This window comes from Clostridium gelidum, from assembly GCF_019977655.1.
Lineage (GTDB): Bacteria > Bacillota > Clostridia > Clostridiales > Clostridiaceae > Clostridium > Clostridium gelidum.
In genome coordinates this window covers 5218781-5233654 of record NZ_AP024849.1, presented here as the reverse complement: position 1 = coordinate 5233654, position 14874 = coordinate 5218781, and the positions used below count along the sequence as shown (strand labels likewise).

Annotated in this window: 14 protein-coding genes; 6 read left to right on the top strand and 8 right to left on the bottom strand. The window is 27.6% G+C overall.

Translation table 11 applies throughout. The features are described from left to right. The first annotated feature begins 11 nt into the window (after window positions 1-11). Together psyc5s11_RS24115 and psyc5s11_RS24110 are read left to right on the top strand one after the other, a co-directional pair. Window positions 12-674 carry a response regulator transcription factor gene (locus psyc5s11_RS24115; RefSeq protein WP_224035000.1) on the top strand — a complete coding sequence of 221 codons (663 nt, stop codon included), beginning with the start codon at window positions 12-14 and terminating at the stop codon, window positions 672-674. Further along, window positions 662-2032, top strand: a complete 1371-nt coding sequence (locus tag psyc5s11_RS24110; RefSeq protein ID WP_224034999.1) for a sensor histidine kinase — start codon at window positions 662-664, stop codon at window positions 2030-2032. The genes psyc5s11_RS24115 and psyc5s11_RS24110 overlap by 13 nt, the downstream gene beginning before the upstream one ends. A gap of 177 nt (window positions 2033-2209) precedes the next feature. Here the strand turns inward: psyc5s11_RS24110 and psyc5s11_RS24105 are convergent, their stop codons facing one another. From psyc5s11_RS24105 to psyc5s11_RS24085, 5 genes are all read right to left on the bottom strand, one after another. Then, on the bottom strand, window positions 2210-3229 hold the full coding sequence (locus tag psyc5s11_RS24105; protein ID WP_224034998.1) for a LacI family DNA-binding transcriptional regulator: 1020 nt from the start codon (window positions 3227-3229) through the stop codon (window positions 2210-2212). A gap of 12 nt (window positions 3230-3241) precedes the next feature. Beyond that, window positions 3242-4738: a UDP-glucose--hexose-1-phosphate uridylyltransferase gene (gene galT, locus psyc5s11_RS24100; protein WP_224034997.1), complete on the bottom strand. Its 1497-nt coding sequence runs from the start codon at window positions 4736-4738 to the stop codon at window positions 3242-3244. A 12-nt stretch (window positions 4739-4750) separates the two neighbouring features. Next, a complete protein-coding gene (gene galE, locus psyc5s11_RS24095; protein WP_224034996.1) occupies window positions 4751-5746 on the bottom strand; it encodes a UDP-glucose 4-epimerase GalE in 996 nt (331 codons plus the stop codon). Between the two features lie 267 nt (window positions 5747-6013). Continuing rightward, complete coding sequence (locus tag psyc5s11_RS24090; protein WP_224034995.1) at window positions 6014-7183, bottom strand: galactokinase; 1170 nt, start codon at window positions 7181-7183, stop codon at window positions 6014-6016. A gap of 382 nt (window positions 7184-7565) precedes the next feature. Further along, complete coding sequence (locus psyc5s11_RS24085) at window positions 7566-8087, bottom strand: RNA-binding protein (protein WP_224034994.1); 522 nt, start codon at window positions 8085-8087, stop codon at window positions 7566-7568. Between the two features lie 215 nt (window positions 8088-8302). Here psyc5s11_RS24085 and psyc5s11_RS24080 point away from each other — a divergent pair, with 215 nt between their 5' ends. Beyond that, window positions 8303-9133 (top strand): hypothetical protein, encoded by an 831-nt coding sequence (locus tag psyc5s11_RS24080; protein WP_224034993.1) that lies wholly within the window; start codon window positions 8303-8305, stop codon window positions 9131-9133. A gap of 67 nt (window positions 9134-9200) precedes the next feature. On the opposite strand, the gene psyc5s11_RS24075 is transcribed toward psyc5s11_RS24080, so the two are convergent. The 3 genes from psyc5s11_RS24075 to psyc5s11_RS24065 form a co-directional block, all read right to left on the bottom strand. After that, entirely contained in the window at window positions 9201-9446 is a 246-nt protein-coding gene (locus psyc5s11_RS24075) for a spore coat protein (protein ID WP_224034992.1), read from the bottom strand. Between the two features lie 22 nt (window positions 9447-9468). Continuing rightward, window positions 9469-9642, bottom strand: coding sequence for a hypothetical protein (locus psyc5s11_RS24070; protein ID WP_224034991.1), 174 nt, complete (start codon window positions 9640-9642; stop codon window positions 9469-9471). A gap of 210 nt (window positions 9643-9852) precedes the next feature. Next, window positions 9853-12000 carry a methyl-accepting chemotaxis protein gene (locus psyc5s11_RS24065; RefSeq protein WP_224034990.1) on the bottom strand — a complete coding sequence of 716 codons (2148 nt, stop codon included), beginning with the start codon at window positions 11998-12000 and terminating at the stop codon, window positions 9853-9855. A gap of 283 nt (window positions 12001-12283) precedes the next feature. On the opposite strand from psyc5s11_RS24065, the gene psyc5s11_RS24060 reads away from it, so the two are divergent. The 3 genes from psyc5s11_RS24060 to psyc5s11_RS24050 all read left to right on the top strand — a co-directional run bounded on the left by psyc5s11_RS24060 (window position 12284) and on the right by psyc5s11_RS24050 (window position 14590). Then, entirely contained in the window at window positions 12284-12892 is a 609-nt protein-coding gene (locus tag psyc5s11_RS24060) for an HAD family hydrolase (RefSeq protein ID WP_224034989.1), read from the top strand. 168 nt (window positions 12893-13060) lie between these two features. Further along, window positions 13061-13375: a DUF3892 domain-containing protein gene (locus psyc5s11_RS24055; RefSeq protein ID WP_224034988.1), complete on the top strand. Its 315-nt coding sequence runs from the start codon at window positions 13061-13063 to the stop codon at window positions 13373-13375. Between the two features lie 522 nt (window positions 13376-13897). Further along, window positions 13898-14590, top strand: coding sequence for a hypothetical protein (locus psyc5s11_RS24050; RefSeq protein ID WP_224034987.1), 693 nt, complete (start codon window positions 13898-13900; stop codon window positions 14588-14590). Window positions 14591-14874 lie beyond the last annotated feature (284 nt).

Genomic DNA, 14874 nt, shown 5'->3' with positions numbered 1-14874 from the left:
GGGGAAGTTAAATGGCACATATTTTAGCAATTGATGATGAAGAAGGAATATTAAGTATTATAAAAAGTGCATTAGAAAAAGAAGGACATAATGTAGTTACAGTTACTGATGCTATATCTTTTCCTAAAGAGGATTATGTAAAATATGATTTAATTCTCCTTGATGTTATGATGCCTGAAATAGATGGTTTTTCACTTTGTAAAGAAATCAGAGCATTAGTTGATTGTCCAATTATATTTCTTACAGCAAAGACAATGGAGCAGGATATTGTAATGGGATTAAGTTTAGGTGGGGATGACTATATAGTAAAGCCTTTTGGAATTAGTGAATTAAGAGCTAGGGTAGCAGCGCATTTAAGGCGCGAGCATAGAGAAAAACAAAATGCTTTTTCTATTTCTGATCTTAAATTTAATATGACAGCAAAGGAAGTATATTATAATAATGAATTAATTTATTTTACCAAAAGCGAATATAGTATTTGTGAATATTTAGCCACTAATCATGGACAAGTATTTTCTAAAGAGAGAATTTATGAAAACATATATGGCTTTGATGGAAATAGTGATATAGCAACTATAGTAGAACATATTAAGAATATTCGTAGTAAGCTGAAAACTATAGGATTAAATCCAATAGAAACAGTTTGGGGGATTGGATATAAGTGGAAGGCGTAAAAAGACAAAAAAGCATTTCTAAGATTTTTGCAATGTATATAATAATATTTTGTATAGTAGCAGCTATTATAGTAGTATTTGATTCGATTTTATTTTTAGTTGCAGCAGATAGTGGATTAATTTTGCCAGCTAATTATTATGAGCAACAAATTGAAAAACATAGAGATGATATAGCGAGTGTAGAAGATATTAGTGCAATAATACCTAAGGAATGTGAATATGCAGTTTATAATTTAGAAGGCAAGAAGCTTCAAGGAACTTTTTCAGAAGATAAATCATTAAATGTTTGGAAGTTTGTGCAAAATGGAGAAAAAATTAATGGACGCAGGTATTATAAAATTATACAGAGAAAAGGTGAAGTATGTGTTGTAGAATATACTTTAGTAAGCAATTTTGCTAATCCTATTTTAAGGAAATATGTTCCTAGTGCTGATTTAGGAGTTGTAATTATATTTGTTATTTTATTTATTACTGAAATAATTATTTTTTCTAAATGTTTTAGAAAGAGAATGTTAAAGGAAATGCAAATTTTAAAAGACACTACAATAAATATACAAATGGAAAATTTAGATTTCGAAATGAAGTATTCCAATATAATAGAAATTAATGAAGTACTTTCTGCTTTAGATAAAATGAAGACAGAATTATATGAATCACTTAATAAACAATGGAAGATGGAAGAAATGCGAAAAGAACAAATTGCAGCATTAGCACATGATATAAAAACTCCACTTACAATTATTAAAGGAAATTCAGAACTTTTAAATGAATTAGATTTAAAACAAGATCAAGCTGAATTTAATAAGCGTATTTTAAATGAAGTAAGCAACATGGAATCTTATATCAAATCTTTAATAGAAATTATGAAATCAGAAAAAGAACCTGCAATTGAAAAGAAAAAGATAGATTTAAAAACCTTTGTAAAGGAAATTACTGAACAGGGAATTTCAATGAGTATAAACAAACGATTAAGATTTTTATGTGAAACTAAAAATCTTCCGGAATTTGCACTTATTGATGAAGTTGAATTAAAAAGAGCTATAAATAATATTATTTCTAATGCAATTGATTATTCAAAAGCAAATGGAGATATAATATTTTCTGTTGATTTTAAGGATAAATATATAAGGTTTATAATTGAAGATTCAGGAAGAGGCTTTACCAAAGAAGGATTAAGTTCAGCCACAGAACAGTTTTTTCAAGGAGATAAAAGTAGAAGTTCAAAAAATCATTATGGTATGGGTTTATATATTGCAAAAAAGTTTATTGAAAGACATAATGGAAGAATATACTTGAGCAATTCAGAAAAACTTGGTGGTGCTAAAGTGACTTTAGAATTACCAAGTACACTTTCTTAAAAGCAATTATGATATATATAAGGCATATTAAAATAATGAAGGTATTAAGTACATTTTATTGAATGAAGATTTTTAAAAATAATATTATGCTATATTTAACAGGCAGCCCTAATTAAAGACTGCCTGTTTTTGGTATATACATATTAATGAGTTATGAGAACATAAATTATTAAAGTGTTATTTCTTTAAAGGAGCTACAGTATCACGCTCAATTAAAGAATTTATAAGTATTATTCGCTTGCTAGAAGAATTATCAGATTCTATCTTTTCTAACAATAACGTTGCTGCATTAGTTCCAAGAAGAAACATGTTTTGATCTATAGTTGTTAATTTAGGTTCTACAAACTTACTTAAAGCTATATTATCGAATCCTATAATGGATAGATTATTTGGCACATTTAAATTTAATTTTTTACAAGCATTAAGAACGCCAACAGCCATAAGATCATTACATGCAAAAACAGCAGTTGCAGAAGAAGTTTTTAATATATCAAGAAATATGTTAACAGTATTATCCACAGTTTCATTACTATTTCCATCGCCTATGTTAATAATATTTTTAGGATTAAAAATATTTAAATCGGTCATAATTTCTTTATATACTTTTTCTTTTACATTATAAGAATAACTATCTTTTCCTCTAACAAACAGTATATCCTTATGATTATTCTCCAATAAATAATTTAAAGCCATACCTGCACCCATAGCTTGATCATTAATAACTGATGAAATATTTGCAGATACTGAATGACCATTTACAAAGACAAGTGGAGTTTGAGTTGAAATATTATGAAAAAATTTAGAATTAATATTGTCTGTATTAGGGTCAATAACTATTATTCCAGATACATTCCTAGATAATAAGTTATTAACACATAATTTTTCATCTTCTTTATCATTGTTACTGCAAGCTAAAACTAAAGATAAAGAATTAAGCTTTAAGTTACTTTCAATTCCCTTTATAACTTCAGGGAAAAACATATTATTAATACTAGGAACTACAACACCTATAGTAGAGGACTTCTGCTGTGTAAGTTCACGTGCTTGCATATTAGGAATATAGTTAAGTTCATTAACGACTTCTAACACTCTTTTTTTTGTTTCAGCTTTAACAGGGTAATTTCCGTTCATCACCCTTGAAACCGTTGCAACAGATACATTTGCTTTTTTTGCCACATCTACTATAGTTATTTTCATAATTATTCCACCTTATAATGTATTTATAAATTTATCAAAAGCTGCGAGGCCACTTTCATCTCTCTTGAAAACACCAGCATGACATAATACTTCTAGGAATTTAAGTCCAACTTCTTCTTGTAATATGTCATAAGCATTCTCAGCAGAAATATTTGAATGTTTCTCTAAAAGATATTTATACCAATCAGAATGTTTTGCAACCATTTCATTATCTGAAACATCAGGTACTTTATTAATTAAACAATCTTTTAAGAAATTTAATTCTTCTTTTAATCTTGCAGGAAGTACTGCAAGTCCCATAACTTCAATAAGTCCTATGTTTTCTTTCTTTATATGATGAACTTCATCATGAGGGTGGAAAATACCCATAGGATGCTCAGTACTAGTTCTATTATTTCGAAGTACTAAATCAAGCTCATATTTACCATTTCTCTTTCTTGCAATAGGAGTTATAGTATTATGTGGTTCATCACCTGTATGACTTATAATATTTACCGATTCATCAGAATATTTTCTCCAAGAAGTTAATATATGGTCTGCTAAATCTAGTAAGTTATCTTTTTTATTACCTGAAAGTCTAATAACAGACATAGGCCATTTAACTCTACTTACTTCAACACCTTCATAACCAGAGACCGTATATTTTTTATCTATAGAAGATTCTGCCATAGCAAAGGTATAATGACCACCTTGATAATGATCATGAGAAAGTATAGATCCTCCAACTATAGGTAAATCTGCATTAGATCCAGCAAAGTAATGAGGTAATATATCTGTAAATATTAATAGATTTTTAAAAGTAGCTTTATTTATTTTCATAGGTATATGTTCAGCATTAAAAATTATGCAATGCTCATTATAATAAGTATAAGGAGAGTATTGCAAGAAATACTTTTGCCCTTGAGTAAAATCTAAAGGAATAATTCTATGAGTTTGTCTAGCAGGGTGATTTATATGCCCATAAAATCCTTCATTTTCTTTACATAGCAGGCATTTAGGGTAAGAACTTGATTTAACTAATTTAGCCTTTGCTATATCTCTTGGGTCTTTTTCTGGTTTTGATAAATTTATAGTTATATCTAAATCACCATATTCTGTAGCTGACTTCCAAACTATATTGTTATCAATTCTATCTTTTCTTATATAATTAGATGCTATGCTTAAATTATAATAGTATTCAGTTGCTTTTTCTTTAGATGCCTCATATAATTTGTTAAATTTGCTTATAACCTCAGAAGGTCTAGGCATAACACAATTCATGATTTCAGTATCAAATAAATCTCTTTCAGTCACAGTGTTTTCTATTAAATTTTGCTCAGCTGCATAATCTAATATATTTTCTAATATAGGGGTTGGAGTTTCTAAGCTCTCATTAACTTCTTCAGGATCAAATTCATTTAGTTTAAGAGCTCCAAGAAGCATGTTAGTAGCATATATTTTATCTTCTTCAGTTATAAGTCTTTGCTGCATAGCAAAATTTATAAGTCTGTTTATTTCATAGTTTATCATTTTGAATCCCCCTTATTTACGGTCTCCGTAACCATCTGGATGATTTTTATGCCATCCCCAAGCAGTACTTATTACATCTTTTACATCTGTATATTTAGGATCCCAACCTAATATTTTCTTCGCTTTTTCATTTGAAGCAATTAATTTTGCAGGATCTCCAGCACGTCTTTCGCCAATAACAACTTTAATTTCTTCATTAGTAGCTTCTTTTGCACAATCAATCATTTCCTTAACACTAAAGCCAACTCCATTACCAAGGTTGAAAATATTACTTTCATTACCTTTTTGTAAATATTCAACAGCTTTTATATGTGCATCTGCTAAATCAAGAACATGAATATAATCTCTAATACATGTACCGTCTGGAGTTTCATAATCTTCTCCAAAAACAGTTATAGCATCTCTCTTCTTTAATGGAACTTGAAGAATTAATGGTATTAAGTGACTTTCTGGAAAATGATCTTCACCGATGCTTCCATCTTCTATAGCACCAGAGGCATTAAAGTATCTTAATGAAACATAAGTTATTCCATTAGCGTTACTTACCCATTTCATCATTTTTTCCATAGTTAATTTTGTTTCTCCATAAGGATTTGTAGGATTTGTTTCATCATCTTCAAGTATAGGAATTCTCTTTGGTTCGCCATATACTGCTGCAGTAGAAGAGAATACGATATGTTTAATATTATGTTTTACCATGCTTTCAAGTAAAATTTGCATTCCATAGACGTTGTTATTGAAGTACATTAATGGTTTTGTCATACTTTCTCCAACTAAGGAATTAGCAGCAAAATGTATTACAGCTTCAATAGTATTTTCAGAGAAAACCTTATCTAAAAATTCAGAATCTCTAATATCACCTTTATAAAATTTTGCCTTAGGATTTACAGCTTTCATATGACCTGTTTGTAAATTATCAACTATTATAACTTCCTTACCTTGATTTACAAGTTCGTGTACTGTATGTGACCCGATATATCCGGCACCACCGCAAACTAAAATTGACATATTAACATCTCCCTTAATTCAATTAACAATGAACGATTAACAATTTAGTAGGAAGAAATCACTGCGTGATTTCAATTTTAAATTTTATTAATTTAAATGTTAACTGTTAATAATTATTTATACATTGCTAATTATTATTGTAATATATATTTTTACTAGATAAGTATAGATCAAAAACCAATATTTTAATGGAAAATAAGAATCATATGATTTTCAGAAAAGCTACAAGCTTTTCACCATCAATTATTCATTGTTAACTGTTAATTGTTAATTGATCTTCCTTGTTCCATCAGAAGTACTAACTACATAGAAATCTGGTTCATAACCTATTTTTTCTTTATATTTAACTGCTATAGTTTCTTTGAAATTGTCTACACATTCATCTTTTACAATACTAACAGTACAGCCACCGAAGCCTGCTCCAGTCATACGTGCACCAATTACACCTTCAGTTTCCCAAGCTAATTCAACTAAAGTATCTAATTCTATTCCAGTAACTTCGTAATCATCTCTTAAAGAAACATGAGATGCATTCATAAGTTTACCAAATAATTCTAAATCATTTTCTTCTAATGCTTTTACAGCCTTTAAAGTTCTTTGGTTTTCATATACAGCATGTTTAGCTCTTTTTGTTTTGATTGGATCACCGATACAATCTTTTACTTCTTCAAAGTCTTCTTCACTAAGTTCACCTAAAGCTGTAATATTTTTTACTGTTTGTATTTTAGCTAAGGCATCTTCACATTCGCTACGTCTTTCGTTATACTTAGAGTCAGCTAAGCCTCTCTTTTTATTTGTATTTCCAATTACTATTTTATAACCATTAAGATCTAATTTGCTGTATGAGTATTTTAAAGTATTACAATCTAAAAGTATTGCTGAACCTTCTTTGCCCATTCCAATTGCAAATTGATCCATTATTCCACAATTTACACCTATGAATTTATTTTCAGCTTCTTGGCACATTTTAACTATATCAACCATATCAATATTTAAGTTAAAGGATTCATTCAATATAGTTCCCATTAAAACTTCTAGGGAAGCAGAAGATGATAATCCAGAACCATTTGGAATGTTACCATAGAAAAGTATTTCAAAACCACTTGGAATTTTATAACCATGATCTTCTAAAGTTTTAATTACGCCCTTAGGATAATTAGCCCAATCATGTGCTTTTTCATTAACCATATTATCTAAAGAAAATTCTATAACTCCTAAATCTTTAAAATTTAAAGAATGAACTAAAACCTTCTTGTCATCTCTTTTAGCAACTACAGCATAAGTACCAATAGTTAGTGCACAAGGAAAAACATTACCTCCATTATAATCAGTATGTTCACCAATTAAATTAACTCTCCCTGGTGAAAAGAAAACACTTTCAGAGTCTTTTTTAAATAGTTCAGTAAAATTGCTTTTTAATAAATTAACATCATACATAATTAATTCCTCCTTCTTTTAACTTTATAGTAAGCGATTTCTATAAAAAAGTAAAGAGGAAATTGAAAAATAAATTTTAATTTAGATATTCAATTAAAAATATCATTTATGGATACAACTACCCAATAAGGTGGATTGGGCTGTTAAATTTCATAAATATTGCATAAAAGTATGTCCTATTAGTTCTGATTCCAATATATTTTCAAAGTATAAGGATAACTTCAAATTTAGAAAAGTGTATAGGAGGAAAGAAGAATACTGAAATTTGATAGAAAAGGGTTACTAATACTGCAGAGGTATAAAAACCAAAATACTAAACGTGCAAATTCATAAGTAATTTTAATAGGTAGCTTATAAATTAAGCTACCTATTATCATCCCTATTATTTTTTAGAATGAGAATGTCTACTTGAAGTATTATTTATAGGGTTAATATTGTTCATATTCCCCATGTTATTCATATTGTTTTGATTTCCCATTAGCATGCTTAAAAGTGAACTGATATCACCCATATTATTCATGTTAGGATTATTACTATTCATAGTATTACCATTCATATTATTAGATGGAGTGGTATTAGTATTACTTCTTTTAGAATTATTACTATTCATATTTGAATTCATACCATTCATGTTGTTAAATTGGGAAGGACCGTTATTCATATTACCCATTAACATATTCATTAAAGGATTTCCATTCATAGAATTCATGCCACCTCCCATGATTCCCATAATCATATTTAATAAAGGATTACCAGCCATCATATTCATATTAGGATTCATGCCACCCATTTGATTTGGATTATTTCCTCTATTTTGATTAGGCATCATAGGATTCATCATGTTGTTGCCCATTCCCATCCCAGAAAAAAGAGAAGAAATTATCATGTTTATTAAAGGATTCATTTTACCACCTTTTTTGTTAATTGCTTTAGTATAATCTATTGCAGTTAAGGGTAAATGGATACAAAAAGTGAAAATAAGGTATAGTAAAAATTGAATAAAGTATTTAAATAATTTAATGAAAAATAAATAAAAAGAGAATATAACTTTGAAGAGCTGAGAAAGATAATAGTACAAAATAAAAAGAGAATATAGTTTTTAGAATTTGGGAGTAATTTATGAGAATTGGAAACGTTGAAGTAGCAATAATTGATGTAATAACATTTATAGGAATAATAATTACTTTTTTAACTGGAGTATTTAACTTATTTCAAAATAAAAAAAGTCTTTATATAAATAATATTACAAAGTTTAGAGTAATATGGATTACTACACTAAGGGGACATATTGCGAATCTGAAAGAATTGAGTAACATAACTAATTTGTACATTATAACTAAGGATGGAACTAATAAAATATCTTATAGAAGAGAATTGGAGAAAAATGTATCATTAATAAAAATGTATCTTGATTTTACATCAAAACTTGATATTGAATTAATATCAAAAATAGAAGAATTAAAAGCTACAATTAATAGTTACTTATTATTATATTATTGTATAAATACTATTAAAGCTGTGGATAATGATGATGAACTTGTGACTAAATTTAATGAAGCTGTGGATATAATAAGTGAAAAAAAAGTATTAGTGATGCTTTTAAATTTGGTAGAAAATAAAGGAAAGATTCAAAATAGAATTCAAATAGAAGATGCGAATTTATTAGATTTAAGAAATAATGTTAAAGTAGCTTATATGGATGATTGCGTATTAATAAAAGAAATACTCAAGCAAAGTGATTATATAATAAATGACTGGGAGAATGAAATTGAAAGTTTAAATAAGGATATAGATCATATTGTTCAAATATATTTAAAAGCAGAATGGATTAGATGTAAAATAGAAACTAGAATGTGGCCATTTAGTAGATATAATGAAGAAAAAGTAGTAAATAAATTACAAAAGGAATATAAGGTAAATTCGAAAAAATATGCAGGTTTTAAAGTATAGATATTTATCTATAAATAAAACCTGCATTTTTAGTTAAATAATTTGAAGGCTAAAGTATAAGAAATTATTATTGTGCAGAAAATTTTTGTCTTGCTTGATCTATTTTAGTTTGTTCAGCTTGCTGTGCTGGATACCAGCCTTTAGAACTCATCTTATTATAAATTTCATTTTGCATTTTTAAAGAATCATTTAGTGTTTTGTCAAATACAGAATGAATATTTGGAGTGGCAGATTCTATGGTTCCGTGCAAATATAAATCAGAACCACCTTTTACTGTTAATAAAATATCTTCAAGTAAATCTTTATCATTCATAATTCACGTCTCCTTAAATTACCTATAATAATTGTAAAAATTGATTGAATGCTTGTTGATGAATACCAGCTAATTGGTTGACATAAGATTTAAGTTCAGCATCTTGAATTTGATTTGCATAATCTGTACATTTTGTTTTCATATGTTTTTCATGACTTAAGGCATCTTCAATATATGACAATTCTTTTGGACTCATTATTATTCACCTCCTCCTATACTAATTATGCCAAGTTATTTAACAAGTTTATTATGTGATAGATATTTTTTTTTATACTACATAATTAAAGAGGACATGTGATTAGATTTAATGAAATTGTGGATAGAAATAAAGAACGTAATTATAAAAGCACCTAAACATTGAAAAATGTTTAGGTGCTTTAGTGTAACACTTATGACATTTGCTAATTTAAAATTTAAATTGATTAAAACTAGCATCTAATTCACTAGATAATGTATTAACTTTTTGAGATGTATTTGCCACTTCAGAACTTGCGGAACTCAGCTCTTCAGAAGAAGCATAAATTTCTTGGGTAGTTGCTGAAATTTGTTCAGATACAGCAGAAATATTAGAAATATTACTTATTAAAGAGTCTTTTTCATTATCCAATTTAACAAAGTCTTTTGCAATTGAGTACATATTAGGGATCATTTCTTCTACCTGGACAGAAATTTCTTTAAAAGTAGCTATTGTATTATTTACAACTTTAGTTTGATTCTTTACATCATCATTTATGCTATTTGTACTAATTACTATTTCATTGGTATTTGTTATAGTATTAGATACAATAGTATAAATCTTTTGAGCAGAGTTTTTACTCATTTCAGCGAGTTTTCGAACTTCATCAGCAACAACAGAAAAACCACGTCCAGCTTCGCCAGCTCTTGCAGCTTCAATAGCAGCATTTAAAGCTAAGAGATTAGTTTGCTCGGCTATATTATTTATTACATTAGTCATTTCATTAACTTCTTTAATGTCAGCTGACATTATTTTTAAAGAAGAAGTGAAATTATCAAAATTATTATTAAGTGAATTTATTGAAAGTATTAATGATTCAAGTTCTAAATTACCTCTTTTAGCACTATCTCCAATATCAGATGAGGTAATAGTAGCGTTGTTTACTTTTTCTGTAAGTAAAGAAATGTTATCGCCAAATTCATTTAAACTACTAGTACTATTAATTAAATTATCAGTTTGACTTTGTGCACCTTGAGAAATATTACTAATTGATTGAGAGATACTTTCAATTAGTGAAGATACTTCTTGGGATATAGATGAAAGTCCAAGAGATTCATTATTAAGATTAGAAGAATTTAATTTAATTGTATCAATGCTTCCGTTTAGTGAAGTTTGAATTTCGACTAGTGAATTACACATAATTCCAATTTCAGAAGAGTCCTTTAAAATTTTATTATCTATTTTGGTCGTAAAATCTCCTTTAGCAAACTCTTTCATTATACTTGCAACGTATAAAATCTTTTTGGAAATTAGTGATATGGCAAATATTAATACTAAGGATATTAGTATTAGACTTATAGCACCTGTTATAATGGTTGTAGATTTTAAACTCACAAGTGATTTTAGCAAGTCACCTTTATCAACTGTAACTATAACGCACCATCCAGTACTTGGAACTAAAGAATAAGATAAAGTTTGAAGCTTATTTTCAGAAATAACTTCTGCAGAGCCACTTTTTCCTTGACTTATTTGGCTGATTAAATCATAATCACTTGAACCATCAGTACTTTTCAATATTTGATCAATATTTGAACCACCTTTAACATAATCACCATTAGAATGTCCAATAATTTTACTACTAGAATTTACTACAAATGCCTTTCCAGTATCTAAAAATGAAATTTTTTTGCTTAAGGTAGATATATCATCTCCATATCTAAATGCAACTAAAACTCCAACAGTTTTATTCATGTCTTTAATAGGTGAAGATATTGCTATTAAAGAATCCTTACTAAAATTACTTTGAAAAGGCTCTGAAACATAAGACTTTCCAGAAAGTGCAACATTAAAATAATCATATGATTTAATATTTACTTTATTTCCATTTAGGAGGGTTAGATTTCCATCAGGAGTTGCTATACCCATATCAGAATATTGTTGAAATTTCTTTTCTTCCAATAATATGTTTAATTTATTTTGAATAGAAGTTCCAGAATCAATAATAATTGGATTATGAGCTAAACTTTCAATTGATTTTATCTTTTCAGACATTACGTCACTTATATTTTGTGCTGCAACACTACTAATTTGGTTTAGCAAATCCTTGCTATTAGAATAAAGTGCTTTTTCGCCTAAAGAGTATGTACAAAATATAAGAGTAGTTAAAGTGAAAATTACAATAGGAAGTACTATTAGCAGTACTTTGAAGCTAATAGAATTATTATTAAATTTAGAAACACTTTTATTAGAAAGTGTAGGCTTTTTATTAAATTTAAATAAATCTAGACTTAACCTAAAAGAAGGTTTTTTAAATTTGAATTTTTTAAAGTGATTTTTGCTGCGAATAGAACTGCTGTTAATTTTTTTTAAAATGCTCATTATTATAAGCCCCCTTTTTCATTAATTATTCTTTAGTTAGTAAAAATATAGATAATAGTAATATATTAATATAACTAAACTATAATAATTCAATATTGATGAAAAGTACAGAAATTTTAACAAAATATTAAAATTTTACTTAAAAAATTAAAAATGTAATAAAATTATCTTATTTTAGCAGATACAAATATGTTACAATTTGGAATATAGTGCAAATAAAAAGGCATTGTAATTTTAGGTTCTGCTAATAAAGAGAATATATAAGAATACGAGGAGATTTAAAATGATTAAAAATATAATATTTGATATTGGAAATGTATTATTAGATTTTAATCCTGAAATGTACGTTAAATCAAAAGTTACTGAAGAAAAAGTAGAAGAAATATACAAGTGCATATTTCAAAGTGATGAATGGCCAATGCTTGATAGAGGAACAATTAGTGAAGAAGAAGCTAAAAGAAATATAATTAATAGAAATATTCAAAATAAAGAATTGATAAATTTAGTTTTTGAAAATTGGTATGATATTTTAATTCCAATTGAAAGCAGTGTGGATGTGCTAAAAAAATTAAAACAAAATGGATATAAAGTATATTATTTATCTAATTTTCATTTAGCTGCCTTTGAACATGTAACTACAAAACATAATTTCTTTGAATATTTTGATGGTGGAGTCGTTTCATATAAAGAAAAGCTTCTTAAGCCTGAAAAAGAAATTTATGAGAAAATTATAGATAAATATGATCTTGAACCAAATCAAACTGTATTTGTTGATGATATGAAAAAAAATGTGGAAGCTGCTATTAAATCAGGTTTAAAAGGAATCATTTTGAACAATCCCAAAGATTTAAAATCAGCATTAGAAGAATTAAATATTAATATTGAATATTAACATTGAATATAAGCACACAAAGTAGTATGTATTAAAGTTTAGTTATTGGAGAAAATAATATTGTAGTTGTTTAAATCACTCTGTTTTGAAAACTTACGAAATATAGTTAAGGCATTTTATAATAGTAATTTTCATGAAGCCGTAACTAAAAAGCAGGAGGCGTTAATTATGCAAAATGAAAGTATTATACCATCAACTGTATTACCATTTAATCTTAATAGTGAGGATTTAGTATCTAAATCGCAGTCTGATACGGATAAAAACTCAATAACAGCAATAATGAAACATTCAGGTGAAATAACAGGATATGAACTTTCAAATGGAGAGCAAATAACAAAAGAAAGAGGAGTAGAACTAGCTAAAGCTGGTTCTATATCTGGAGTATCTGTTGCTACATCAAGAAAAGGCGAAGAATACTTAAGAAGTTTACGTGATGACGATGAAAGTAATAACTTGAGTTCTTTACCAATAATAAAAGAATAAAAAAACACTTCTTAAAATATAATGTAAGTATAAAATATATTTTATTGTAATAAGGCACAATCAAAAAAATAACAAGTCCATTTGCCAGAAAAATTCGTATATGCAGGAAAGTTCCGTATTGCAGCATAGCTGCTCTTGTTATAAGTGCATAGCTACTTTTTTCTAATGTGCATATTTTTCATCATAGGGAAGCTCGACTCGTATGCACTCGCTGAGTAAGTGATTCACACAAAATCATAGATTTTGGTTCTCTACTCACGTCGGCAAATTGCCCTAATAGGCGCGCTATGAGAACAATTCGTCTCCTTGCCTGATGAAAAATATTCATGGCAACTTTGGACTTGTTATTTATTTTCATATGCCTAAGTGAGATTTACAAAAAAACTCATATCATGTTAAAATGATATGAGTTTTTTGATAAAAGTGTTAAAATGATAGAAGAGGCATAATGAAGGAATAGACATATGCCTATAAGCAAAAATAGAAAGCGTAAGAACTTAGTTAATGTTAGGAGATGTATGAATGAGTGATTTAAGTGATTTAAAGGAATTAACAAAAGCTAAAGCAGCACAAGAAATGAAGGAATTAAATGATAGGATAATAGAAAGATTAAGCTCTATTAAAAGAGATGGAATAGATGAATTAATAAAATATCTTGTAGATAGAACGGATTATTTTACGGCACCTGCTTCTACAAAGTTTCATTCGAATTTTGATGGAGGCTTAGCATTTCATTCAAATAATGTTGTGGAATTATTAATTCAAAAGAATAAACAATATAAGATTGGATTAAGTGAGGATACAATTTATTTAACAGGATATTTGCATGATCTTTGTAAATGTAATCTTTATGAAAAAACTATGAGATTAAAAAAGGATGAGCTGACAGGAAAATGGATAGGATATGCTTCTTATGAATTTGATGAAAAAATTCCACTCGGGCATGGCGAAAAAAGTGTTATTTTACTGCAACAGTTTGTAAAGTTAACATTAGAAGAATGTTTAATGATAAGATGGCATATGGGGGCTTATGTACCTAAGGATGAATATAGAGATTATAACAAAGCAATAGAAATGCATAAATCAGTGTTAGCCTTTACTAATGCTGATGCAGAAGCTTCACATTTCTTAGAAGAAGTAAGAGAACCAGAACTTTATACAATAGAAGAATACAACCACTATGTAAAAGAAAAAGCACTGAGAAAAAGCAATTAATTACATTTTATTCATATCTATAAGAAATAGGAAGTATTTTTAAATAAAATGGAGCATAAGCGACTTGAAATGAATTCTTAAATGTATATAAGAAATATTGTTATAAATAGTAGCAATTTTAAAGATAATATAGTAAAATGTCAATGTTGTATGATAAAAATGTTTCAATATAAATTAAAGAAATAAGTAATTTTAGGATAATAAAGGTTTGAATTACAATATTTCACTTAACAAATTTTTCAAACAAATTCTAATGCAACTAGAACTTAATTTGAACTAGAAAG